The 24,202-nt window shown below is 38.6% G+C and carries 24 protein-coding genes; 14 read left to right on the top strand and 10 right to left on the bottom strand.

What is annotated here, in order from left to right:
- Positions 1-120: 120 nt before the first annotated feature.
- From ND2E_RS17435 to ilvG, 3 genes are all read right to left on the bottom strand, one after another.
- The gene (locus ND2E_RS17435; protein ID WP_033092511.1) at positions 121-1,047 is read right to left on the bottom strand and encodes a branched-chain amino acid transaminase; all 927 of its coding nucleotides are present in this window, start codon (positions 1,045-1,047) and stop codon (positions 121-123) included.
- Between the two features lie 119 nt (positions 1,048-1,166).
- A complete protein-coding gene (gene ilvM / locus ND2E_RS17440) occupies positions 1,167-1,445 on the bottom strand; it encodes an acetolactate synthase 2 small subunit (protein ID WP_081961964.1) in 279 nt (92 codons plus the stop codon).
- Position 1,446: 1 nt separating this feature from the next.
- Positions 1,447-3,111 carry an acetolactate synthase 2 catalytic subunit gene (ilvG, locus tag ND2E_RS17445; protein WP_052056262.1) on the bottom strand — a complete coding sequence of 555 codons (1,665 nt, stop codon included), beginning with the start codon at positions 3,109-3,111 and terminating at the stop codon, positions 1,447-1,449.
- Between the two features lie 433 nt (positions 3,112-3,544).
- Between ilvG and ND2E_RS17450 the strand changes: the two genes are divergently transcribed.
- Complete coding sequence (locus ND2E_RS17450; protein WP_033092510.1) at positions 3,545-5,068, top strand: YifB family Mg chelatase-like AAA ATPase; 1,524 nt, start codon at positions 3,545-3,547, stop codon at positions 5,066-5,068.
- A gap of 13 nt (positions 5,069-5,081) precedes the next feature.
- Here ND2E_RS17450 and ilvY read toward each other — a convergent pair whose 3' ends face one another.
- Positions 5,082-5,960, bottom strand: coding sequence for an HTH-type transcriptional activator IlvY (gene ilvY / locus ND2E_RS17455; RefSeq protein ID WP_033092509.1), 879 nt, complete (start codon positions 5,958-5,960; stop codon positions 5,082-5,084).
- 156 nt (positions 5,961-6,116) lie between these two features.
- Between ilvY and ilvC the strand changes: the two genes are divergently transcribed.
- The 4 genes from ilvC (at position 6,117) to ND2E_RS17475 (ending at position 9,916) form a co-directional block, all read left to right on the top strand.
- A complete protein-coding gene (gene ilvC, locus ND2E_RS17460) occupies positions 6,117-7,598 on the top strand; it encodes a ketol-acid reductoisomerase (protein ID WP_033092508.1) in 1,482 nt (493 codons plus the stop codon).
- Positions 7,599-7,715: 117 nt separating this feature from the next.
- Entirely contained in the window at positions 7,716-8,030 is a 315-nt protein-coding gene (ppnP, locus tag ND2E_RS17465) for a pyrimidine/purine nucleoside phosphorylase (protein WP_033092507.1), read from the top strand.
- Between the two features lie 394 nt (positions 8,031-8,424).
- Positions 8,425-9,402: an SPFH domain-containing protein gene (locus tag ND2E_RS17470; protein ID WP_033092506.1), complete on the top strand. Its 978-nt coding sequence runs from the start codon at positions 8,425-8,427 to the stop codon at positions 9,400-9,402.
- A 55-nt stretch (positions 9,403-9,457) separates the two neighbouring features.
- Positions 9,458-9,916, top strand: coding sequence for an NfeD family protein (locus ND2E_RS17475; protein ID WP_033092505.1), 459 nt, complete (start codon positions 9,458-9,460; stop codon positions 9,914-9,916).
- Between the two features lie 97 nt (positions 9,917-10,013).
- On the opposite strand, the gene yegD is transcribed toward ND2E_RS17475, so the two are convergent.
- The gene (gene yegD, locus ND2E_RS17480) at positions 10,014-11,375 is read right to left on the bottom strand and encodes a molecular chaperone (RefSeq protein ID WP_033092504.1); all 1,362 of its coding nucleotides are present in this window, start codon (positions 11,373-11,375) and stop codon (positions 10,014-10,016) included.
- 194 nt (positions 11,376-11,569) lie between these two features.
- On the opposite strand from yegD, the gene ND2E_RS17485 reads away from it, so the two are divergent.
- The gene (locus ND2E_RS17485) at positions 11,570-11,962 is read left to right on the top strand and encodes a Fis family transcriptional regulator (protein ID WP_223303529.1); all 393 of its coding nucleotides are present in this window, start codon (positions 11,570-11,572) and stop codon (positions 11,960-11,962) included.
- Positions 11,963-12,026: 64 nt separating this feature from the next.
- Here ND2E_RS17485 and ND2E_RS17490 read toward each other — a convergent pair whose 3' ends face one another.
- Both ND2E_RS17490 and proB read right to left on the bottom strand, forming a co-directional pair.
- Positions 12,027-13,283: a glutamate-5-semialdehyde dehydrogenase gene (locus tag ND2E_RS17490; protein ID WP_033092502.1), complete on the bottom strand. Its 1,257-nt coding sequence runs from the start codon at positions 13,281-13,283 to the stop codon at positions 12,027-12,029.
- A 56-nt stretch (positions 13,284-13,339) separates the two neighbouring features.
- Positions 13,340-14,437: a glutamate 5-kinase gene (proB, locus tag ND2E_RS17495; RefSeq protein WP_033092501.1), complete on the bottom strand. Its 1,098-nt coding sequence runs from the start codon at positions 14,435-14,437 to the stop codon at positions 13,340-13,342.
- Between the two features lie 365 nt (positions 14,438-14,802).
- On the opposite strand from proB, the gene ND2E_RS17500 reads away from it, so the two are divergent.
- Genes ND2E_RS17500 through ND2E_RS17510 form a run of 3 tightly spaced genes read left to right on the top strand, consistent with a single transcriptional unit; the run spans position 14,803 to position 17,592 of the window.
- Positions 14,803-15,714, top strand: a complete 912-nt coding sequence (locus ND2E_RS17500; protein WP_033092500.1) for an acyltransferase — start codon at positions 14,803-14,805, stop codon at positions 15,712-15,714.
- A 58-nt stretch (positions 15,715-15,772) separates the two neighbouring features.
- On the top strand, positions 15,773-17,026 hold the full coding sequence (locus ND2E_RS17505; RefSeq protein ID WP_033092499.1) for a mechanosensitive ion channel family protein: 1,254 nt from the start codon (positions 15,773-15,775) through the stop codon (positions 17,024-17,026).
- A 14-nt stretch (positions 17,027-17,040) separates the two neighbouring features.
- Positions 17,041-17,592 carry an Mpo1 family 2-hydroxy fatty acid dioxygenase gene (locus tag ND2E_RS17510; RefSeq protein WP_033092498.1) on the top strand — a complete coding sequence of 184 codons (552 nt, stop codon included), beginning with the start codon at positions 17,041-17,043 and terminating at the stop codon, positions 17,590-17,592.
- 79 nt (positions 17,593-17,671) lie between these two features.
- Here ND2E_RS17510 and tesB read toward each other — a convergent pair whose 3' ends face one another.
- Positions 17,672-18,529, bottom strand: a complete 858-nt coding sequence (gene tesB, locus ND2E_RS17515; RefSeq protein ID WP_033092497.1) for an acyl-CoA thioesterase II — start codon at positions 18,527-18,529, stop codon at positions 17,672-17,674.
- Positions 18,530-18,697: 168 nt separating this feature from the next.
- Here tesB and ND2E_RS17520 point away from each other — a divergent pair, with 168 nt between their 5' ends.
- From ND2E_RS17520 to hemN, 4 genes are all read left to right on the top strand, one after another.
- Entirely contained in the window at positions 18,698-18,955 is a 258-nt protein-coding gene (locus ND2E_RS17520) for a hypothetical protein (RefSeq protein WP_033092496.1), read from the top strand.
- Positions 18,956-19,080: 125 nt separating this feature from the next.
- Entirely contained in the window at positions 19,081-19,677 is a 597-nt protein-coding gene (gene yihI / locus ND2E_RS17525; RefSeq protein WP_033092495.1) for a Der GTPase-activating protein YihI, read from the top strand.
- Between the two features lie 5 nt (positions 19,678-19,682).
- On the top strand, positions 19,683-20,171 hold the full coding sequence (locus tag ND2E_RS17530; RefSeq protein WP_033092494.1) for a DUF2489 domain-containing protein: 489 nt from the start codon (positions 19,683-19,685) through the stop codon (positions 20,169-20,171).
- 125 nt (positions 20,172-20,296) lie between these two features.
- On the top strand, positions 20,297-21,667 hold the full coding sequence (gene hemN, locus ND2E_RS17535; protein WP_033092493.1) for an oxygen-independent coproporphyrinogen III oxidase: 1,371 nt from the start codon (positions 20,297-20,299) through the stop codon (positions 21,665-21,667).
- An 82-nt stretch (positions 21,668-21,749) separates the two neighbouring features.
- Here the strand turns inward: hemN and rmf are convergent, their stop codons facing one another.
- Together rmf and ND2E_RS17545 are read right to left on the bottom strand one after the other, a co-directional pair.
- Positions 21,750-21,923: a ribosome modulation factor gene (gene rmf, locus ND2E_RS17540; RefSeq protein WP_033092492.1), complete on the bottom strand. Its 174-nt coding sequence runs from the start codon at positions 21,921-21,923 to the stop codon at positions 21,750-21,752.
- Positions 21,924-22,393: 470 nt separating this feature from the next.
- Positions 22,394-22,612 carry a DUF3820 family protein gene (locus ND2E_RS17545; RefSeq protein WP_033092491.1) on the bottom strand — a complete coding sequence of 73 codons (219 nt, stop codon included), beginning with the start codon at positions 22,610-22,612 and terminating at the stop codon, positions 22,394-22,396.
- Positions 22,613-23,074: 462 nt separating this feature from the next.
- Here ND2E_RS17545 and ND2E_RS17550 point away from each other — a divergent pair, with 462 nt between their 5' ends.
- Complete coding sequence (locus ND2E_RS17550; RefSeq protein ID WP_033092490.1) at positions 23,075-24,187, top strand: DUF3083 family protein; 1,113 nt, start codon at positions 23,075-23,077, stop codon at positions 24,185-24,187.
- Positions 24,188-24,202 lie beyond the last annotated feature (15 nt).

The following is a 24,202-nucleotide window of genomic DNA, read 5'->3' as shown; positions in this document are numbered from 1 at the left end:
CAACTCAACTCAAAGTCAGTTGGTGCTGTAACAAAGAGGAAATACGGAGCTTATGAATATAAGTGAGTATTTCCGATGCCGATACAGTATCAAATGACAAAGAGTTAAGTCGTTACTAATTTATTTTACAGGATCTAACCAGCCTTCTGGAACTTCGGTAGTCCCATCAAAAATACCAAAGAAAGCTTCTTGCAGCGCTTTGGTTATAGGACCACGAGAACCAGTACCTACAGGCAAACCGTCAACTGATTTAACTGGTACCACTTCTGTTGCCGTGCCACACATAAAGAATTCGTCAGCAAGATATAAAGCTTCACGAGCAATTGACTCTTCACGTACTTCGTAGCCCAGTTGTTTAGCCAAGAAAAATACTGCATCACGAGTTAAGCCTTGTAAAATAGAGGCCGTTCCTGGTGGTGTATAAATCACATTGTTACGCACTAAAAATAAGTTTTGTCCTGCGCCTTCACTTACCATGTTGTTTACATCAAGTGCAACGCCTTCGGCATAACCATGGCGAGCTGCTTCTGATGAGATAAGTTGAGAAGACAAGTAGTTACCACCTGCTTTTGCCGCAGTAGGCATAGTATTTGGTGCTAAACGATTCCAGCTAGAAACGCCTACTTCTACACCATTTTCAACAGCATCTGCGCCTAAATATGCTTCCCAGCTAAATGCGGCAATCATAAGGTCAGCTTTAGCATCAATTGGTGGACGAAGACCCATACCGATATCACCTAGAAAGGCTAATGGGCGAAGATATGCAGCTTTTAAATTATTTTTCACCACAGCATCTTTACATGCTTGTACCACTTCTTCTTGAGTGTATGGAATGTTCATACGATAAATTTTTGCTGAATCGAACAGGCGCTTGATGTGCTCTTCCAAGCGGAAAATACATGTGCCTTTATGTGTTTCATAGGCACGAATGCCTTCAAAAACAGATGAACCGTAATGAAGCGCATGGCTCATTACGTGCACGGTAGCGTTTTGCCAAGGCATGAGTTCACCGTTAAACCAAATATATTCTGCATTTACTTTAGCCATTTTCTTTCCTAATTTTGTTGCTCTCGACGCATCAACAAACCTCGACTTATGTCAAAGTTTTGTCCATTTATTGAGAGCGAAATTTTATTATATTACTTGTTGTCTAAGCACAGTGTTATTTACGCGCTATGTTGTTTTATTTGCACTTCACTATTGTCCACTTTGACACCCTTGATGTCGATCAATTTGTTTATTTGATCAATAAGTAAAGAGATAGGGCGCTCACTACTAACACTCATGGTGATCGTTGCAACATTGTTACCGGTATTTACTTCAGCATTGATACCATTGATTAAAAAGCCGCGATATCGAGTAACTTGTAAAATTCGCTCTAGCACTACTTGTTTATCATCAGCCATAATGATCAATTGATACTTATTTAGCGTCATAGAATTCATATTAAACACTCTCCATCATTTTATCGTTTGCTGTATTTGGCGGTACTAACGGCCAAACATTTTCTGCGGCATCAATTTTTACCTGTAATAAGTATGGACCATCATGATCTAACATTTCTTCAACGGCCGCTTTAACTTCACTCTTTTGAGTAATTAACTTCGATTTTATATCAAACGCTGTGGCTAACATGATGAAGTCGGGATTATCTGATAAATCAGTTTCGCTTAGGCGGCCATCAAAAAATAGGTCTTGCCATTGACGAACCATGCCAAGTTTTGCGTTATCAATAAGTACAATTTTCACCGGGATTTGGTAGCGTTTAATTGTCGCTAATTCTTGCACGTTCATCATAATTGAACCATCGCCGGAAACCGCGATTACCGTATCATGTGGGCGTGATATTTGTGCGCCTATTGCCGCAGGCAAACCAAAGCCCATGGTACCCATACCACCACTGGTTAAAAAGTTGCTTGGGTCATCAAATGTCATGTGTTGGGCAGACCACATTTGATGTTGACCAACATCCGTTGTTACACAAGTATTGCTTGGCATAAGGTCGCTAACTGTTTTCAATACCGCAGGAGCAAAAATATTGTCACCTGGATGATCATATCGCCAAGCATAATCAATGCTCATTTGTTTTAATTTTTCTTGCCAGTTAGCAATGTCTAATTCAGTTGATAATAAAGGTAAATTACCTTTTAAATCGCCTAAAATTGCAGCATCAGCTTCGCGACGTTTATTAATTTCAGCGGTATCAATATCGAAATGAATAATTCTAGCGTTTGGAGCAAATTCATCTAGCTTACCTGTCACTCGGTCATCAAAACGAGCGCCAACAACGACTAATAAATCACATTCCTGTACGGCAAGGTTAGCGGCTTTTGTGCCGTGCATACCTAACATACCAAGGTAGTTTTCATTATCTGGATTAATGGCACCTAAGCCTTTTAACGTTGAAACACTTGGCATACCGGTTTTTTCGGCAAAATCACGTACTTCTTCTACTGCGTTTGCCATACCAACACCACCACCAACGTACAAAATAGGTTGTTTAGCATGGGTTAGTAAATCAAGCGCTTTGCTGATATCAGCAAGCGGTAGTTTTACCTTATTCTTTAAATGAGATAGTTTATCTAAACGTTGAGTGACTTCAGCTAACTGTACATCTTTTGGAATATCAACAAGTACAGGCCCATGACGACCTTCCAAAGCAATTTCAAAGGCTTGGTGCAAAACTTTTTCAAGCTCATTAATGTCGGTTACTTGGAAAGAGTGCTTAGTACAGGCAAGTGATAAACCAAAAATATCAATCTCTTGAAAGGCATCACTACCCATTGCAGCCGTTGGAACTTGTCCGGTAATTGCAACAACTGGAATTGAGTCGGCAAGTGCATCGGCTAAACCAGTGATCAAGTTAGTTGCCCCTGGACCTGAGGTTGCTAAACAGACACCAACTGTGCCTGCAGCACGCGCATAGCCAACAGCAGAAAATGCTGCTCCTTGCTCATGTCGGCATAGAAAATGTTTTACATCGCTATCATATAAAGCGTCGTAAATTGGCATGATGGCACCGCCTGGATAGCCGAAGACGTGCTGTACACCGTGCTCTTGTAACACTTCAAATAATAATGCGCCGCCTGTTAGCGTTTTACTCTCGGTCATGATGATTCCAATTGTTATATTGTTAAAGTCAATTTTTTCAGTACTTTCAGCTTCAATGAGTTTTTTCATAAAAAAAAGCTAAAAAGAAAACCCTCGGTTCTTGCGAAGCGAGGGTTTGTTATTTGATTGAATGCCTTTCTTTAGCTCAACAAAACCCTCGGGTTGATTTAATAATCACCACGACGAGAAGGTTAATAAGAATTGAGTTATATTTGTGCATTTTATCTCTTTGTTTGTTTCATTTTGTGCAGACTGATTATTGATTTTTTTATGGTCAGCATCGCTTACTTATTAAATTAGTACCATAGCTCTAATCCAATGTGCAAGTTTTTTTATTAGAGTTTTTTTGCTCAATAAATGACATTAAGTAATAAACCAACTAAACAACAAATGAACTACACTGAGGAAAAGGAATCAATAAAATGGAATTTTTATGTCACTTTCTTGTGTGTATAGTCGGGCACGAATCGGCCTAGAATCACCCCTTGTTACCGTTGAAGTTCACCTTGCAAACGGTCTACCTGCATTCAATATTGTCGGCTTACCGGAAGCTTCGGTAAAAGAATCTAAAGACAGAGTGCGCAGCGCCATCATCAATTGTGGTTATGAATTTCCTGCTAAGCGAATTACCGTAAATCTTGCTCCTGCCGACTTACCTAAGGAGGGTGGTCGTTTTGATTTACCCATTGCCGTGGGTATTCTTGCCGCTTCAGAGCAACTGCCGCCTGTCGATTTATCTCTGTATGAGTTTGCTGGAGAACTCGCTTTATCGGGCGAACTACGAGCAATTGTCGGAGAAATTCCTGTTGCCATGGCCAGTAGTCACAGTCAGCGGACCTTAATCATTCCTACACAAAACATCGAACAGGCCAGCTGGGTTAAACAAGCGAAAATTCATACTATCAATCACCTAACACAGTTATTTCCCCACTTTGCCGGTCAACAAGTTTTGCCGTTAATCACAGAACAGATCTTGGTAGAAGAGGACGTTGAACAAGTTCTGGATATGAGTGATGTTATGGGGCAGCCTTTGGCAAAGCGAGCGTTAGAAATTGCCGCGAGTGGTGGACATAATTTATTGTTTATTGGCCCGCCAGGTACAGGTAAGACCATGTTGGCGAGCCGGCTCGCGGGGATTTTACCGCCGATGACCGAGGATGAGGCGCTGCAGGTTGCAGCCATTCAATCGATAAGCCATCAAGGTATCACACGTAAATCTTGGTTCACTCGTCCTTTTCGCGCGCCGCATCACACTGCATCATCAGCGGCTTTAGTCGGAGGAGGCAGTCAACCCAAACCAGGAGAAATCACACTTGCGCATAACGGAGTGCTATTTTTAGATGAATTACCTGAGTTTGAGCGAAAAGTGTTAGACGTGCTACGAGAGCCGATGGAATCAGGTGAAGTTACTATTTCAAGGGCTTTGCAAAAGCAATGTTTTCCCGCGTGTTTTCAGTTGATCGCTGCCATGAATCCGAGCCCAACAGGGTTTTATAACGATAAGCGCAGTACGCCAGAGCAAGTCTTACGTTACTTAAATCGTTTATCAGGCCCCTTTCTTGACCGAATTGATATTCAAATTGAAGTGGCAAGATTGCCTCGAGGTACTTGGGGGCAGAGCAGCGAAAAAAATGAGTCAAGTGAACAAGTTCAGCAGCGAGTGAAGGTGTGTCGAACGCTGCAGCTTGAACGACAAGGCAAAGCGAATGCGCATATCAACAGTAGTGAATTGAAGCGGTACTGCGACCTAAGCAGTGATGATAATGAATTCTTAGAGCTTGCGGTAGAAAAATTAGGTTTATCAACTCGTGCGCATCACAAGATTTTAAAAATTGCCCGTACTCTAGCCGACATGGAAGGACATTCAGCTATTGGCCATCAACATCTAGTTGAGGCCTTATCTTATCGAGCAATGGACCGATTATTGCGCCATTTGATGAGCGCTGTGACGGTTTAACGACTGCTGAAAGTTACACAATTGATGAAAAAAAGGCTTTGATCAGCGGTTGTGCTTTTGATTGATTCAAACAACAGACACCTAGTTCAAAGGGTTCAATATCACCGATGTTTTCGAGATTACTTACCCTATCTTTCACAGGACTATTATCCACAACCACTTGCGGCACAATACCAACACCACAACCTAAAGCTACCATACTTACCAAGGCTTCATGACCGGAAACCGTTGCGTAAATATTTGGTTTACCTTGCTGTTTTTTACGATACCAAAGCTCGAATCTTTTCCGAGCAGCACCATGCTCAGGTAAAATTATCGGAATATCAGACCACGTTAACACCGGTTGACTCAATTGCTGTTGCACTTTACAGGTCATTGTTGGCGCAATAACCGCAAGTGCTATAGTATCGAGGTGGTGAAAGTAAACGCTACGCGGTAGGTTTTCAGGGGCTGCTGCAATAGCAAAATCAACGGATTGACTTTGTACTTGTTCAAGGGCTTCGGCGGCATCACCCGTGGTTAGCATAATTTCTACTAAGGGGTGTTGAGCTCGAAAACGCTCAAGCAAGGGCGGCAAGTGGCTGTAGGCGGCAGTGACAGAGCAGTAAATATGAAGCTTTCCCGTTAAGGCAACTTGCTTTTGGTCTAGCGACTGTTTGAAGCTGTGCCACTGTTCAAGCTGTTGCTCAGCATAAATTTTAAATTTCTTGCCAACATCAGTTAGCACTACGGTTCGATTATCTCGATGTAATAATTCGCCACCTACTTCGTCTTCAAGTCGTTGAATTGCCCTACTTAGCGTAGACGGGCTGATGTGGTGTGCCAATGCGGTTTTACCAAAATGTAATGTTTGGCTCAAGTGGGCAAACATTGATAATGCCTTTTGATCCATAATTTATGACCTCGAAGTCGATAGTAGAGTGTGTATTGCAATAAGTGCAATGCAGTGGTGCGAATATATCACTTTTTGCAATACAATATCTAGGGTATGGTGAGTCCATCGTCAGGAAAACTGACTTAATTAAGAACCAAATTCAGAGGGTGCCCCATGAGCAACTATTTTAATACTTTAAGCTTACGTGAAAAATTAGGCCAATTAGGCAAATGTCGTTTTATGAAACGTGAAGAATTCAGCGATGGTTGTAACTTCATTAAAGATTGGAACATTGTTATTGTTGGTTGTGGTGCTCAAGGTTTAAACCAAGGTTTAAACATGCGTGATTCTGGTTTGAACATTTCTTATGCTTTACGTGAAGCTGCAATTTCTTCAAAACGTCAATCTTGGCAGTGGGCTACGGAAAACGGTTTTACTGTAGGCACTTATGAAGAATTAATTCCTCAAGCTGACTTAGTATTAAACCTTACTCCTGATAAGCAACATACTTCAGCGGTTACTGCGGTAATGCCTCACATGAAGCAAGGTTCTACTTTAGCTTACTCTCACGGTTTCAACATCGTTGAAGAAGGTATGCAAATTCGCTCTGATATTACAGTAGTTATGGTTGCTCCTAAGTGCCCTGGTACTGAAGTACGTGAAGAATACAAACGTGGTTTTGGTGTTCCTACACTAATCGCTGTTCACCCTGAGAATGATCCTCAAGGTAACGGTTTAGCGATCGCTAAAGCTTACGCTTCAGCAACTGGTGGTGACAGAGCGGGTGTTCTTGAGTCGTCTTTCATTGCTGAAGTTAAGTCTGACTTAATGGGTGAGCAAACAATTCTTTGTGGTATGTTACAAACGGCTGCTGTTTTAGGTCATAAGCAATTAGTTGCTCAAGGCATGGATGCAGCTTACGCACGTAAGTTACTACAATACGGTTTAGAAACAACAACTGAAGGCCTTAAGCACGGTGGCATCACTAACATGATGGACCGTTTATCAAACCCTGCGAAAATTAAAGCGTTTGATATGTCAGAAGAGTTGAAAGTAATTTTACGTCCTTTATTCCAAAAGCATATGGATGACATCATCGAAGGTCGTTTCTCAGCGACTATGATGGAAGATTGGGCTAATGACGATGCTAACTTATTAAAATGGCGTGAAGAAACAGCTGAAAGCTCTTTTGAACAAGCAGCTGACTGTGACACTGAAATCTCTGAGCAAGAATACTACGACAAAGGTATCTTTGTTGTAGCTATGATTAAAGCGGGTGTTGAGCTTGCTTTTGATGCAATGGTTGATTCGGGTATCATTGAAGAGTCGGCTTACTATGAATCACTTCATGAAACGCCATTAATTGCTAACTGTATCGCTCGTAACAAATTATACGAAATGAACGTAGTAATTTCTGATACAGCTGAATACGGTAACTACTTATTTACTCACGCTGCTCAACCTTTATTAGCTGAATATGCGAGTAAATTAAGTCTTGAAGAATTAGGCGAAGGCTTAAAAGAAACGTCAACTAACGTAGATAATGCTCGTTTAATTGAAGTTAATGAAGCAATTCGCAGTCATGGTGTTGAAGTGATTGGTAAAGAACTTCGCGGTTATATGACCGACATGAAAAAAATTGCTAGTGCAAAATAATACTCATCATTGAGTTAATATGAACGGCATTTGAATTTATTCCTATGCCGTTTTTTTTGCCTAATGATTTACCTATTATTATAAAAACATACATAAAAGCTTATCAAGGAGCTACCCATGTCAGAGTTTAAAGAAGTTACCGTTACTAAAGCAGCGAGCGTTTATTTTGATGGCAAAGTAACTAGCCGTAAAATTACTTTTAACGACGGAAGCTTTAAAACACTCGGTATTATGATGCCAGGTGATTATAAATTTGGTACCAATGAAGAAGAGTTAATGGAAATTACCGCAGGTGAATGTGATATTTTACTCGCTGGTGCGACTGAGTGGCAAAGCATTAGTGGTGGACAATCTTTTGGCGTGCCTGCAAATAGTTCTTTTGAAATACGTGCAAAAACTTTAATTGATTATTGTTGTACTTATATAAGCTAACAATTTTCTAGCAAGTAAAAAAAGCAGGAGGTTATCGTACGTAATAGACCTGCTGCTCAGTATTGATGGTAAAGTGTTTAAGCACTACTTTTGTTGGTGCTTTTCATTTTTTCTTAAGCGTGAAGAATAATCCCTCGATACACCCCATATTGCCCTATCGATAAATAGTATGGTTGCTGAAATCTCCCCATATTGTAATTTTTGCTTTCTCTCGTTATTCCTCTAGTTGAATGATACCTTTTTATTCCTGTCAGTGTTTACTGCGCATTTATTGTTATTGTGCGGCAATTAAAGGCTCAGGCAAAATAGCTTGCTTTGCTTTTAACAGTCCATTAACGTGTTGTTAAAAGTAATTCTCAATTGAATGCAAGGCTCATTAAAAGGAAAGATATTTATGGAAAACATTGTTGAAGGCATACTCACTAGTCCTGTTTTATGGCTGACTATCGTTATTTTATATACGCTAAAAAAAGGTATTTACTTTGTGCCGCAAAACCGTGGTTATGTTATTTATACCCTAGGTAAATACAATAAAACCCTATCAGCGGGTTTGAATTTTATCATTCCTTACGTGCAATCAGTGGCAGCTGATCGGAATTTGAAAGAACAGTCTTTAGAAATAACGTCACAGGCAGCGATCACTAAAGATAATATTAGTTTAGATATTGATGGCATTTTGTTTATGAAAGTAACTGATGCAGCGGCAGCGACTAACAATATAACTGATTACAAGATGTCAGTGACGCAACTCGCTATGACCACTATGCGTAATGCTATTGGTTCAATGGAGTTGGACGAATGTTTTCAAAACCGCGATACCATTAATGCACAAATATTAAATTCAATGACGGAAGCAACCGCGCCTTGGGGTGTCATGGTGACACGTTATGAAATTAAAGATATTACCCCGCCACAAACCATTCGTGAAGATATGGAAAAACAAATGACAGCAGAGCGAGAAAAACGCTCGGTTATTTTGACTGCTGAAGGGGTAAAAACGGCAGCAATTACTGAAGCTGAAGGCCAAAAGCGTGCTCGCGTTCTTGATGCTGAAGCAGCAAAAGCAGAGCAAGTACTTGCGGCAGAAGCATCAAAAGAATCTCAGATACTTGAAGCAACAGGTAAAGCGGAAGCGATACGTTTAGTTGCTGAAGCTGATGCGAGTGCATTAGAGGTCGTGGGTAGTGTTGCTAATACAGAGCAAGGTCAATCGGCTGTTATGTTGACGATCGCACAAGATTCAATTACCGCGCATCAAGCGATTGCTAAGGAAGGTACCGTAGTATTGACTGATGGTAAAACAGGCGAAAATATTGCAAATACGGTTGCACAAGCAATTGCCGTTTCAAGCAATTTGAAATTGTCAAACTAATAAGTTCGCAAGACCTTGTAAAAAGGTCTGAACTTTCTTATATCAAAGAGGCTTTATGGAATATTTTTTAGAAAACCCTGACCATTTATGGTACTTAATAGCCGGTATTAGTTTTGTTATAGAGCTGAGTATCATGGGATTAAGTGGTCCGTTATTATTTTTTGCTATCGCAAGTTTGACTACCGGTATTTTGATAACAATCGGTTTTATCCAAGGGTGGCAAAGTGAAATATTTACTGTTGGCATATTAACCGCAGTTGTTGCTGCTATTTTATGGAAGCCGTTAAAATCATTGCAAAACTCTAAAGATAAAACGGATAACTCCAGTGATATGGTAGGGTTAACTGTTTTAGCTAGTAGCGAGATTAATGTCAGTAGCGGGAGAATTCGCTATTCTGGTATCGATTGGCAAGCACGTTTAGCGGAGGAAGCTAACGGGAAACCCATTAGCGCAGACAGTCAGTGTGTCATTGTTTCCATCACAGGTAATGTTATGTTAGTGAAAGCGGTTTAATTGGCATAGAGCATAGCTTAAAGTGCAAGTACCGCTAACTAAAACGACGCATTCGCGTCGTTTTTTATTCATTCTATAGGCGTGTAGTCTTGTCCGCTTATTGATAAATCTTTTGGGCCCAGCGCGCCAAACCTGACGTTACGCTACCAAAATGGTCACCAACTACGACAGGGGTATTAGGCATCTGCTGTTGTAAAAATTCACTTAAAACAGGCGATTTTGCCGTGCCGCCAGTGACAAAAATAACCTCAGGTTGACATTGGGCTTGCTGCACCGCTGATTGCATGATGTTAGCAATGCTTTCTAAAGTGCGTTTATTAGCCGAGCGTAATGTATCTTTCGTGACATCAGCAGAAAGTCCTTCAGTAATATCATTTAAATCGATTGTTTGCTTCGTTTTTTCAGAGAGGGCAATTTTCGCCTGCTCGGCTGCATTAACTAATTGATAACTGAGTTTGTGATCATGAACTGCGACTAAACGTTCAATAATCGCTGTTTCTTTGGCATCACGCGATAACTGAATTAAATCACGTCTGTTTTGGGCACTGTAAAACTCGGTTTGCTCGTTGATATTATTAATTGCCAAAGCTTGATAAAAACTGCTTGTTGGCATCGGCTTACCTGTCTTTAATAAACTATTCATACCTAAGCTTGGCATGATGCCTTGTAAGGCTAATTGAATATCAAAATCATTCCCTGCCACACGAACACCCGTGTGAGCGAGTAAGTGGTCATTACGCTGTTCATTATTAGTAAAGTTAGGGCTCATCAGCAGCATTGAGCAATCACTTGTTCCACCACCAATATCAACAACGAGTACGCGTGTTTCTTTTGTTAGTGACGCTTCAAATTCAAAGCCTGCTGCGACGGGTTCATATTGAAATTCAACGTCTTTAAAACCAACCCGTTTTGCTGCATTGGTTAATACACTGATGGCTTGTCGGTTACTCTCTTCGCCATGTAAGCCTTGGAAATTGATTGGTCGACCAATAACTGTTTGTGTCACTTCTCTTTGCAATGACTTTTCCGTGAGAGTTTTAACATTACTCATCATGCAGGCAACAATATCTTCAAAAAATTGGATTTGTGCTGGTGCCAACCCACTCGCACCAAGAAATGATTTAGGTGACTTGATGTAGTAGCCTTCTTCAGGGTCTTCAAGGTATTGATTCAAGGCAGCCTTACCAAAGAGTAACTCACTCGAAATACCGTCATATTTTAGCTCACGCAGGGCTGATTGAGCTTTTTGTAGCTGTAGCTTTCTCTCTGCAAGATAGCTGGCTTGTTGTGGACTCGCCAACTGTTGAGAAAGCCAATGGGCAATAACATCACGACTTGGAGCATATAGATTAGAAGCTATATATGACTCATCTCCTAATAACGGAATAATGTGGGGCTGGTTGTCACGCATAGTAGCGACACCACAGTTGGATGTACCGTAATCAAAACCTATCATCATTATTACCTATGAGAATGCCAGTGAGAAAAAGGTCGCGTAGCATACTCAGTAACTCAGAAAACCTCAAGCATTTGTGACTGAATTTTACTTTTTAGTGATTATAGGAAAATGCTTTAAAATTTGTGGCGTAGGGTTTTATTGTGTTCCCATTTAGCCGCAGTTAAAATGAATGAAACTGAATTGCTATGATATGAATGATGAAATTAAGTAAAACCAATCAGAAAATTGATAACAACGTCTGCAAAGCATTAACTATAGCGTGTGAATCATCTTTACATGAAATAGCAGGTTTTGTGTGGTTAACCCATAGAGCAAATTACACCAATTTCCCCGCTAGCTTAGTAATTACCTGTGTATTTAATACTGAAAAAGAAATTGATGGAATGAAAGCATTAAAACAAGATGAATTAATGATCGCGACTATCCAGAAGCAATTATTAAAGGTAGGCGTAGTGGTCAAAAATATTAAAAAAAGCGTCCGTTTTGATAGTGAGCAAGCTTGTCAGGTGAAACACAATGGGCAATGGGCTGACCGTTTAGCATTGGGTATTGTAAAACAAAAACCTAATGCTCGACGTTTTCATTAAACATCAAACTTAAGTAAAAAGCCTAAGATTTTGTGAATTTTAGGCTTTTTACTCTGTTGGTTACTTACTCTCGAATTTGTCCATCACCAAAAACGATAAATTTCTCTGTTGTTAAGGCCTCTAAGCCCATCGGGCCATAGGCATGTAGCTTACTTGTTGAGATACCTATTTCTGAACCTAAACCTAATTGGTTGCCATCTGAGAAGCGTGAAGAGGCATTCACCATGACTACGGAAGAGTTTATCTGACGAATAAATCTTTGGCTGCGTGAGATGTCTTGGCTGATAATGACTTCAGTATGGTCAGAGGTAAATTCATTAATATGGCTAATGGCCGTATCAAAGCTATTTACTACTTTCACTGCAATTTCTTGTGCTAAATACTCAGCTTGGTAATCATCTTCTGTTGCTAATTCAGCGCCAGTGAAATAGTTAATACTATTTTTACAGGCATGGACTTTCACCTTTGCGGCCTCATTTAGCGCTTTGGCTGCTAGTGGAAGGAATTTTTCACTAATATCAGTATGTACAAGAACCGTTTCAAAGGCGTTACAAGCACTAGGTTTTTGAGTTTTACCATTGACCAAAATATCCACAGCTTTAGTTAAATCAGCATATTTATCAATGTATAAATGACAAACACCCTTATAGTGCTGGATAACAGGGATACGACTATTTTCACTGACATAACGGATCAGCCCTTCACCGCCACGTGGAATAACAAGATCAATGGTATCACTTTGTTTGAGTAACTCTTCAATAACGGTACGACTAGTATCAGGAATAACACTTACCACGTGCTCATCAATATTATGCGCTGTTAATACTTGATGCAAACAATCTGCGATGGCTAAATTGGAGTGAATCGCCTCTGAGCCGCCACGCAAAATTACCGCATTTCCTGATTTAATACATAACGCTGCAGCCTCTGCGGTCACGTTGGGGCGCGCTTCATAAATCATGGCTATTACGCCAAGTGGGATACGCATTTTACCAACTTGAATGCCATTTGGGCGTAATGATAATTTATCAATATCGCCAACAGGATCCGTTAAAGCAATAATCTCACGGATAGCAGAACTTATTTCTTTAATGCCTTTTTCCGTTAACACTAATCGATCTAACATGGCTTGGGATAGGCCTTTTTCTCGACCTGCAGTAATATCTTTAGTGTTTTCTTGAATAATGGCATCACTATTATTTTCAATGGCAGTGGCAATGTCATTTAATAGCGTATTTTTTTCACTACTGTTAAGTTGTGCAGCCACCCTGCTGGCATTTTTAGCCTTACGTGCCATAGTGGCGATATTAAAGTCAGTCATTTTACTACTCTTGTCGAAAATTGTTTAAGTTGTTTAATCTACTTGCTATAGCCTAATTATAATATAACCATATCATCACGATGTACTACAACATCGCCCTGATCATGGCCTAAAATAGCGGTAATATCATTACTGTGTTTGCCCATAATTCTTTTTAAGTCATAGTGGCTGTATAACGTTATGCCTTTAGCAATCACTACATTATTGCTTGCATCAACTAAATCAATAGCATCACCGGCTTTAAATTTATTACTCACTGATTTAATACCTGAAGGTAATAAAGATGCCCCCTTATTAACAACAGCATTTACCGCGCCAGGATCGAGTTTTATTTTCCCTCGACTTTTTAGCGTATGCTTTAACCAATGTTTTTTAGCGGTAATAATATCTTTATCTGCCGCAAAACGGGTGCCTGGATTAACTTCTGCTAAAAGAGAGCTAAATACCTCACTTTTCGTCCCGTTAACAATATAGGTATTTATCCCATGTTCAACAGCCTTTTCAGCAGCTTGTATCTTGGTTTTCATGCCGCCGCTGGCTAAAGGGTTGCGACTTGTGCCCGCCATGGCATAAATCTCATCGGTAATCTTATCGATATTCGGAATTAATACGGCGTCATCATTGATATTTGGATCTTTGGTAAATACACCATCGATATCACTTAAAATGAATAAACTATCCGCTTCACATGCTTGGGCAACTAAGGCGGCTATATTGTCATTATCACCGATAGCGAGTGCCTTGGTGGTAACCGTATCATTCTCATTAACTATGGGTAGTACTCCATTAGCTAATTGAATTTTTATGGTTTCTTGAATACTTATAAAGCGTTCTCTATCCGCTAAATCATTTTGGGTGATGAGTATCTGGCTACAAGGAATGTCAAAAAAACGCTGCCAATTAGCCATCATCTGCATTTGACCAACGCTTGCCATGGCTTTTTTTGTGGAAAGTGAGAGTTTTGGCGAGCCATGTTGTATGATAGTACGGCCAGCTGCGACACCGCCGGATGAAACTAAAATGATTTCTCTACCTTGCTGTTGGCATTTGGTAATAAATTGTGCAATTGCTAAGGTATATTGGCCACTACAACCATCGTGACTAGGTGCTACCAATGCACTTCCGACTTTGATTACAGCTCTATTAAAATTCATTTTATCTCCTATTACTCTGCTTGTTTGAGTATGCTTGAAACTGATTAAAAACTCAATTATTAAAGGTAATTATTCACTATTTGAAAAGTCAAAAAGGGCTGCTTTCAAACGCTTTGCAAAGTATTTGCCGGTAACTATGTGTTTTACCCCTTTAAATTCTCTAAAAAAGTGTAATTATTGGGTGATAAAAAAAAAGAGGGCACTTTTTGTTCGTAAACATTTTTTAATGATTATTTATCGAATAGTCAGAGTTTAAAATGAGTTGCGTAATGGTGGAGTAATAAAAAAATTTAATTTTCAGCTAAATCATGATTAAATGACGATACCCGTGTCACTTATCTATTAATAGTAGTTATTATCAAGCTATGCTAAATTTTTTACCTGCCAAATTGATCGGTTTACTCTCTTTTTTCCTTTACAGCCTTAATACTCTATTTTGGTTATTGCCTATTTTGGTTTTTTCACTGCTTAAGGCTTTAATTCCATTAGATTTTTCAAAAAAAGTATTTAGCTATCTATTGGACTTAATGGCCAGTAATTGGGTTGCGACAAACAGTATCATTCAACAATTATTTACTAAAACTCGTATTGTGGTGACAGGTCTAGAGGCTCTTAAGGTTGATGACTGGTATTTAGTGTTAGCTAATCATCAAAGCTGGGTTGATATTGTTGTGTTACAACGTGCATTGCACGGAAAGATTCCTTTTTTAAAATTCTTTTTAAAGAAGGAACTTATTTATGTGCCGCTGCTGGGGCTGGCTTGGTGGGCTCTTGATTTTCCTTTTATGAAAAGATATAGCCAAGCATTTTTGAAGAAAAACCCTCATCTGCGTGGTAAAGACTTAGAAACAACTCGAAAAGCCTGTGCTAAGTTTAAACATAAGCCTGTCAGCGTAATGAATTTTATTGAAGGCACGCGTTTTACTCAAAGCAAACATGATAAACAAGCTTCTCCTTTTCAGCATTTGCTGAAACCTAAATCAGGCGGGATTTCTTTTGTCTTGGATGCCATGGGCGAGCATTTAACTAAAATTGTTGATGTTACTATTTATTATCCTGATGGCATTCCAAATTTTAGCGACTTTATCTACGGGCAAGTAGAAGAGGTACATATTGAAATTCAGACTCTAGATATTGCGAGTGAAGTTGGCCATATCAATTTTTCAGATCGAAATGACAGAGTTGCTTTTCAGAAATGGTTAACGAAATTTTGGCACGATAAAGATGCAAGGCTTGAGAAAATGATACAGAAAAATAGCGCTCAACATGATGGCTAAATGTTAAGGTTTGATGCTCCTGAAAGCTAGCATGCCAGCAATATGACAGGAAAATTATATGAATGAACTGATCAGTACTTGGCTAAGTGAACAAGGCCTTAGCTCAGAATATTTAGCAAGTAGTGCCACGGCTGTTGGTATCGGTTTAATCTTGTTGGTTTCCAGCCTAAGTTATTATATTGCTAAATATCAAGTTTTAGGCTTAATGAATAAAATCATTATTAATAGTAAAAACACTTGGGATGATGCTTTGATGGAGCACGGTGTCCTCAGTCGTATGGCACTATTGTTACCTTTTTTACTCATGCTTTTTTTAACGCCACTTGTTTTAGAAAACAGTAGTATTGCTAGCATCTTACTTATTTTGTTGAGTAAAGTACTGCTTACCTTTCAAATTGCCCGATGTATTAGCGCCTTATTGAATGTTAGTCGAAGTATCTACCAAGAAAGTGCTAAACAACGGTTTCTCCCGTTAAATGCTATTATTCAAATTATAAAACTCGCCTTGTACTTAGTGGCAAGTATTATCATTGTTTCGCTCATTATAGACCGATCACCAGTATATCTATTAAGTGGTTTAGGTGCTTTAACTGCGGTATTACTATTAGTTTTTCAAGACACTATAAAGGGATTAGTCGCAAGTATTCAAATCTCAGCGAATCGAATGGTGGTTGCAGGTGATTGGGTAGAGTTACCAAAATATGGTGCCGATGGTGATGTGTTAGAAATAGGGCTAAGTACGGTAAAAATAGAAAACTTTGATAAGACCATTACCACAGTGCCAACCTATGCATTGATTAGTGATTCCTTTAAGAATTGGCGCAATATGTACCATACAGGTGCAAGACGCATTAAGCGTACTGTGATAATAGATCTTGCTAGTATTGATTTTTGTAGTGCTGATAAAATAAATCAGCTGACTAATGCATATTTATTACAAGGTTATCTGAGTGAAAAAAAGCAAGAGCTTGCCTTAAGTGAGCAAAATAATAAAAGCGATCTTACTGCGGAATCATTTACCTCTCTTAATAGCCGACAACTGACGAATATTGGAACTTTTCGAGCTTATATTACCAAATACTTGCAACAAAATAGTCATGTTCGAAATGATTTAACGTGTATGGTTAGGCAGTTAACCGCGACACAAACAGGGCTACCTTTGGAAATTTATTGTTTTGCGGATACGACCGATTGGCAGACTTATGAAACAATTCAAGCTGATATTTTCGACCATCTTTTTGCCATTGCACCGCAGTTTGATTTGCGAGTCTTTCAACATCCAAGTGGTCATGATTGGCAGAAAAATTTATAACAAAGAGTATCGTGATGAAGTCAATTGAAGAACAATTAGCGCGCTATAAAAGTGTGCACTTGAATCAAAAAAATATTAAAACACATTTCATTGGTGTGCCTTTGATTGTGTTTGCCGTAACATTGATGCTAAATACTATTGTTTTTGAAATAACGATGGATGAACTCTTTAGTACTCAGCTTACTTTGCACTATACTCTTGCGATGGCTATTTTTTCTGTCGTTGCTATTTATTATATTTTTTTACACCGTCTATTAGCTGCAGGCATGTTGGCCTATATATTCACTAATTTGTATATTGCACAGTTATTTAGCGGTACACCAAATTTAATCTATATCGCAATTGCTCTGTTTGTTATCGGCTGGGTTATTCAGTTTATTGGTCATTATTATGAAAAAGCTAAACCGGCTTTTGTTGACGATTTGAGTCAATTTCTAATAGGGCCATTATTTCTAATGGCAGAAGTATACTTTATGTTAGGTTTTGAGTCGGAGCTAAAAGCGCGAGTAACATCACTTGCGGTTGAAAAACGCAAAGCATTAGAAAAGAAAATGCGAGATAAATAACTTTTATTAATCTACTTGATGTCTGTTCTCTACCCGTAATATGGTAAAAAATGCGATGCCATATTACTGATAACTCTGCTTAGCGCTGCCTAATCACACCTTCTTGCATGGTAGAAGCGACTAACTCCCCCTGACGATTATATATTTGTCCTCTGACTAGTCCCCGGCCATTGCTAGCCGATGGACTATCGACGCAATAGAGTAACCAATCATCAAAACGGAACGGGCGATGGAACCACATTGCGTGATCTATGGTGGCAATTTGAAAGTTAGGTTGCCAATAACTGGCGCCATGAGGTAACAAAGCCGTAGGTAGAAAGTGGAAATCTGACGTGTAAGCTAACATATAGGTGTGTATACCTAAGTCGTCGGGTAAATTGCCATTGGCCTTTATCCACATCTGGCTTACCGCCTCTGTTGCTTTAGGCTGTAACCAATTATATTGCTTAACAGGGCGAATATCGATGGGCTTTTCAGCTAAAAATTTTTCTCGTAAAGCTTTAGGTATAGCATGCTGGTTGGCTTTAATGTAATCGGTAAATGACGGAAGCTCTTCTGGGGCTACCACATCTGGCATAGTATCTTGATGATCAAACCCTATTTCAGCGTGTTGAAAAGATGCTGTCATATAAAAAATGGCTTTACCATTTTGCACTGCTTGTACTCTTCGGGTACTAAAGCTTGAGCCATCACGAATAACTTCCACCTCATAAATAACAGGTAAACTTGCGTCTCCAGGGCGTAAAAAATAAGAATGTAAGGAATGAACAGTGCGATCTGCTGCAATTGTTTCTTGAGCTGCCGATAGTGCTTGTCCCATGACTTGACCACCGAAGAGAGCTTTATAGCCTAAATCTTGGCTTTGTCCTCGATAGATGCCCTGTTCAATGACTTCTAGTTTTAATAATGCTGATAACTCATCTAATACACGTGTCATTTTTTACCTTATATATCAAAGACTATTTGCTTAAAAACCAACTAATTCATGTTGACAGTGTAATCGCTATTGATGTTGTATGTAAAGTAGGTTAAATTTCATTCAAAATAGAGTAACAATAATAATAACAACTTATCTACATCATAATTGATCTAGGGAGGGGAAATTATGGCTTCAGCAATGCGAAGAGAATACCTGTTGGAACGTCGGCAAGAAGTGTCGGAGGATACAGATAAACTTTGGGAAAGCTTAACCTTGGCACAGAAATTTGCTGCCAGTAGCTTAGCGCAATTTGGTTATAAGCTTAGCTTTATTAGAGATCTTCATGATACTCATGTGGCAGTTCTAAGTTGTAATGATAATATCGCTGTTATCTCTAAAGGGGGAGAAATTAATACTCACCCAAAGATTAAGATTCGCCTTTAAGTTAGCGAAAGACAAAAAAAGCGCCCATGGGCGCTTTTTTTGTGTCTTTTTTCTGCTTTTTAAGGTTTTTAAACCATTAATAACGTAAAATGTTCGACATTATTAGTAAGAAAGTAATTGTATTTATGTCTCGTTCAAAAAAATCTAGAAAACCAGGTGGAGCACCTACAGCTAAACCTAAATTAAGTAAGCAAGAATTAGCGAAAGTTGAGAAACGTATCCGTAAAACAACGGGTAAAGTGGCAGGTAACCGTCAAAAAGAAGCGGTGCAGAGCCAAGCTGACAATAAACAGCAAGGTGGTAATAAAGACCCTCGCCTTGGAAGTAAAACACCCATTGTTTTAGGCAAAGTTGTTGCCAAGCAAGATAAGCCTAAACAAATGAACACCAAGCAAAATAGCGAAAAATCATCAGCTATTGCGAGTGTACGCTTTGTTGAAAATACAGTGATTGAATTATCTGCCGAGCAAGAAATTGATGCTATTGAGCAGGATGAACTGTTGCAAAACATTCTAGCTAAGCAAGAAGATGAAATTGCATTGACTGAGAAAGAAGTTGATTACTACAACGAGAAAATGGACCGGCATCAAGTATTATCGGCTGAATTAGGCCTTGATGAGGATGACGATGCTAGTGATGAGTCTAACGGCAGTGACAGCGAAGATGAACTTTGGGATAAGTTAGACCGACCTGACTTCTCTGATTTTGAAGAAAAAGAGTAACATCAATGAGTGATTTTTGGCTATATGCTTTATTGATTGGCGTTATCATTGTCATTGCCTTGGCTGTTTATGCAGGTAAGTTATTAAAACAGCTAGCTCAGCAAAAAGAACAACAAGCACAAGCTGAGTTGGCTCATCAACAAGCACTAAATAAGCATGATAAAAAGGTGTTTGATAGCATATTATTAATAACCCGTGCAATGCAGGAAGAGCAATGTGAGTTCGATGAAGGTTGCTGGCGTTTGTCGGTATTATTGTCTTCATTGAAAACCTTAACGGAACTGACTGAGAAGTTTCCGGGCATATTTGGCTTATACGATGAAATTAAAAATCTCTCAATTCTTGATGCTCGTAAAAATCTGACAAAAAAAGATCGAATGCGTGAGGATTATCAGCGTATGACTGCGTTGAATAAAAGGCATGATGAGGTTGTCAGTGATTTAGATGAGTTATACAAGTTTACTACTGAACAACTCGCCCACCTAACTTCTTAGCGACAATAGCGGACCTTGCTTGCAATTACAGATCTTATTCAGCTCTGTTGTTGCGCTTGATCAATGCGTATAAATTATATAAAAGCTATACTATTTTCGTTCACTAAATTAAACGGTAAGAAAATATGAAAGTAAGTCAATTCTTCGATAATACGCTATTAAGTAAATATAACACCAGCGGACCGAGATACACCTCTTATCCAACAGCGTTAGAGTTTCATGATGACTTTAAGCATGAAGACTTTATTAAAGCGATAGAAACTTCGCAAAATCGCGAATTGTCACTTTACGTGCATATCCCATTTTGTCACACGCTTTGTTATTACTGTGGTTGTAATAAGGTTATTACTCGTCATCGTGGCAAAGCAGATACTTACCTTGAATATTTAGCAAAAGAGATAGCGCTACAGGCACCATTGTTTGAAGAGTACACAGTTAAACAATTACATTGGGGCGGTGGTACGCCCAGCTTTTTAACGCATCCGCAAATCACTCAACTAGTCTCTTTATTGAAAGAGAAATTCAATTTCTCAGATGAGCTAGAAATGAGCATTGAAATTGACCCACGTGAAATCGAAATGGACTTAGCTGAACATTTATTTTCATTAGGTTTCAATCGCTTAAGTTTAGGTGTGCAAGATCTCGATTTAAAAGTACAACAAGCGATTAACCGTGTTCAGTCAACCGAGTTCATTGGTGATTTTATTCAGCATGCCAAAGATGTTGGTTTTAAGTCTATTAATATCGATTTGATCTATGGTTTACCTCATCAGACACTTGAGAATTTTGCTAAAACGTTAGTAAAAGCACACGAATGGGATGTTGATCGTATTTCTCTTTTTAGTTACGCCCATTTACCAAGCCGATTTGCTGCACAGCGTAAGTTACGTGATGAATGGTTGCCAAATACGCAAGAAAAATTTGCCTTAATGAAGTTGGCAATAGAAACGCTGTGTGACTTTGGTTATGACTTTATTGGTATGGATCATTTTGCTAAACCTAATGATGAATTAGCGGTCGCACAAAGTGATGGTACTTTGCATCGTAACTTCCAAGGCTACACCACTAAAGGTGGCTGTGACCTATTAGGGCTAGGTGTTTCATCAATTAGCTCTATCGGCAATAGTTTTAGTCAGAATATAAAAGATTTGAAAGAATATTATCAATCAATAACAGAAAGACAACATGCGCAAATTAAAGGTGTTTGTTTATCTGAAGATGATATTTTACGCGGTGAGGTTATTCAGGAATTAATGTGTAACTTGTACCTAGATAAGCAAGTCATTAATGAAAAATATAATATTAATTTTGACGAATATTTTGCCGAAGATCTACCACTACTAGATACTTTTATAAATGATGGTTTAGTCGAAAATAATGAAAATTATATTAAAGTTGGACAAAAAGCCCGTTTATTAATTCGTATTATTTGTATGAGCTTTGATGCTTATATGAAAAAACATGTTAATCAGCAACGTTTTTCTCGAGTGATTTAATTAGTCCGATTGGTACAACTTAATTTAGAAATATACTTATCCCCAAACAGTAGAATTTGGGGATAAATTTCTAACTTAATGTCTATTTAAAAAGTCCTAAGTTTCTATCGCTTATGGCGTCTCGCCAACCTCCTAACCATTGTGATTTTGCATTAACACTCTGATAGGGGCATTGTTCCTTTGTTTTGCCGCCAAGACCAGCCTGATATCCATTAGCATGTGCTCTACCAAGTTTATCCCTTTTTTGTCTTTTCATTTATTTCACCTTATAAACTTTCTGTAAGTGTGCCAAACAGCTCAAGAGATGAGACCGATTGGTATTAATTGATAAATCAATTAATAAACAAATTTGTATCCCTCATTTACCTAGGATCATTTAATACTTAATACCATACAGCGACCGATTGTCGAATTTTGCATCGACCTAGTGATGTATGAAATTTGATCAATCGACGAGTTATTTAAGAGGAATTTTCCAGCTGACGCAAGTGAAAATATGTAACTGTCAGCAGGAGAAATCAGGACGAAGAAATAAAAACTCAGGGCATATTTTTTTTCATGAAAGTTTGCTTTGGTAAAACAAATTGTTAGCATCACTTCATGTTAAAACATTATTGCGATAGATAATAAATAGCATGTTTAATAGATAAAATTACTCTAAAAAAGTAGCTGCTTTTAATCCATGGTTGTTACATAAACTCCTTTGAGAAAAAATACTCCACGCTATTAAGTACGCAATAAAGGTTTCAGCATGGTTTCTAAGCCATTTAGCTTCACTTCATACATCAAGGCTAATTGTTGCCCTAATTTTCCTTCAGGAAAGCCTTTGCTTTGAAACCACACCAAATATGGCTCAGGCAATTGCAATAACTTTCTACCAGCATACTTTCCAAAAGGCATGGTTTGATTAATGGCTTCAATCAGGGCTTGTTGATCGTTTAACAAAATAGATCCTTTTGTAGGATAAGTGCTAATGAAAGTTAGATAGAGCTAGGTTTCAGCTTAATCTGTTCTCGTAAATTTGTTTGCCAGTGTAATATTAGTGACATATAAAAGTCACAAAAGCTTCATTAGTGTTTATTATACTGCTCCCATCTTAAAAGGCTAATAGCAATACCTATGTTACCTAAAAATGCAGGATTTAGTCGAAATTAGAAGTGTTATTAGGCAATGTTCTGATTGAAGGAAATGCTTTTTTCTCTAGAAGTCAATAACGTGCATTAGACTATTCTAAATCTAGCCTGCAGTGGGCTCTTAGATACACATGATGATTATACATCGGTTAATAAGGGAGTAACCCTTAATGAAAAGATGCGCTTTTATTATGGGTAAATCAGACATCCTGCAACCAGCATTTTGAAGTATTGTGAGTAAAGCTCAACCGCGTTAATTAATTTAGGGATGAACATGTCAATTATTCGAAAACGAAGTGCCGCTCATAAAGCCTATTTACCTGGTAATGTGCGTGATAACCAGTATATTTTAGCTGAGTTTACCTTGACTGACGAAGTGTTTCAGCAGTTCTCGAGCAATTATAGTGAACTAAAGCCGCAGCCATACTATGATTTTTACCAACAATTATCTGCTCTATTCTTTGAGTTAACTGATGGTGTTGAGCTCGATAATTGCCAGTTTATTGCTAATGATAAACTGGCGCGCGTAAGATATAGCCAAGAAATGCATCAATGGCAAACGAATCAGCAAATTCTGTTTTACTACAATCCAGAGAATCACCACCTTAAAAAATCATTTTTCGATGGCAGTAAAAGGGCAAAGAAAATTTGTCTACTTTTTTTAGCAACAGGTAACGACATTAGAGTTAATGCGGCTAATTTTCACAGTAAAGTGAGTCAAGTGGTCGAGAACTTTTGTGAAAGAATTAAGTTAGATAAAAGCGATATGCGTTTGAGAGATCATCAGCATCTGACTTACGATCTGTTTGCTCAGAATAAAGGATGTACTCTTACCCAAGCCCATAAATTGCGTGAAATTGATAAACGTTATGCCAGTCAAAAAGTGACAGTACCGACTCATCATAGCGCCATGAATTATGCAGTAGTTACTTTGAATATCAGTAATGAACTATTGCAACAAGTAGAAATAGATAGCCATTCAAAAGACCCTTACAACCCGTTATATATGTATTTAACCGATGTTTTTACTATGGCGGCTAAGCGTTATAACCTAAATAATGGTGCGCTGATTGCCAATGGTTTGGTGCCTATTGTTCGATATAGTATTCATGAAATTGTATCTCGTGTGGGTGAGTTACAAATGTTGGGTTATAACCCTGAGCAAAGCCCATGCGGAATTGTTAGTAAATGGAGTGCAGATGAGCTAACTGATAATGTTCAGTTAGTCTTTGTAGCAACACCTGAAAATAATAGTGGTCACGGATTTGGTCGATTTTTAAATCAAATAGAGCAAGCAATGCAGCTGATGGCAGTAGAACTTGAAATTGAGCCGACTAAAGAAGAAGTGATGATAAGATTTCATCAGCACTTAGCCTATAATTTTTAAAACACATTAGCTTTG

It is taken from the genome of Colwellia psychrerythraea, assembly GCF_000764225.1.
GTDB classification, from domain to species: Bacteria; Pseudomonadota; Gammaproteobacteria; order Enterobacterales; family Alteromonadaceae; genus Colwellia; species Colwellia psychrerythraea_D.
Note: the sequence above shows the minus strand (reverse complement) of the source record. Positions and strands in the feature narration are given on the sequence as shown.